Source organism: Pseudomonas sp. LJDD11 (genome assembly GCF_024584215.1).
Lineage (GTDB): Bacteria > Pseudomonadota > Gammaproteobacteria > Pseudomonadales > Pseudomonadaceae > Aquipseudomonas.
The window spans coordinates 1-556 of sequence record NZ_JANJFL010000120.1 but is presented as its reverse complement, the minus strand read 5'-3'; the positions used below and the strand labels follow the sequence as shown (position 1 = coordinate 556).

The window sequence follows — 556 nt, the reverse complement described above, 5'->3', positions numbered from 1 at the left end:
CACGCGTCATCAGAACCTGGGCACCGAATGCCTGACAGGCCTCGAAAATCCGCCCGTCATCGGTGGCAACCACGACACGTTCAGCGCTGCTTTTGCAGGCCTGCTCCCAGACATGCTGGATCATCGGCTTGCCCGCAATGGTTTTCAGGGGTTTGCCGGGAAAGCGGCTGGAGCCGAAACGCGCCGGGATGACCACCGTGAAAGCCATTGTCATTTTTCCAGGCGCTCTTCAGCCGTCAGGGTGCGCGCTTCGGTTTCCAGCATCACCGGGATGCCATCACGAATCGGGTAAGCAAGGCCTGCGCCTTTGCTGATCAGTTCGGTCTTGTCGGCACTGAGCTTCAGCGGTCCTTTGCTGATCGGGCAAGCGAGGATATCGAGCAGTTTGGTGTCCATGGGGACTCCTGAGGCAATTATGGAAAAAGACGTGTCAGCTGCTCATCGAACCAGTTGACGAAGGCAGCACCCGGCACCGCATCCACCGCCAGATACCACCAGTCATCGGCCGCGAAAGACCGGCATTTCACGGCATCCTTCTCGGTCATGATCACGGGCA

General features: G+C 58.8%; 3 protein-coding genes. All 3 read right to left on the bottom strand.

From position 1 onward, the window contains the following. The coding region (locus NRB16_RS29090; RefSeq protein ID WP_257107591.1) for a cytidylyltransferase domain-containing protein at nt 1–214 on the bottom strand (214 nt) is incomplete at its 3' end. Continuing rightward, nucleotides 211–396, bottom strand: coding sequence for a Trm112 family protein (locus NRB16_RS29085; protein ID WP_025261020.1), 186 nt, complete (start codon nt 394–396; stop codon nt 211–213). The genes NRB16_RS29090 and NRB16_RS29085, both read right to left, overlap by 4 nt. A gap of 17 nt (nt 397–413) precedes the next feature. After that, the coding region (locus tag NRB16_RS29080) for a tetraacyldisaccharide 4'-kinase (RefSeq protein ID WP_257107592.1) at nt 414–556 on the bottom strand (143 nt) is incomplete at its 5' end.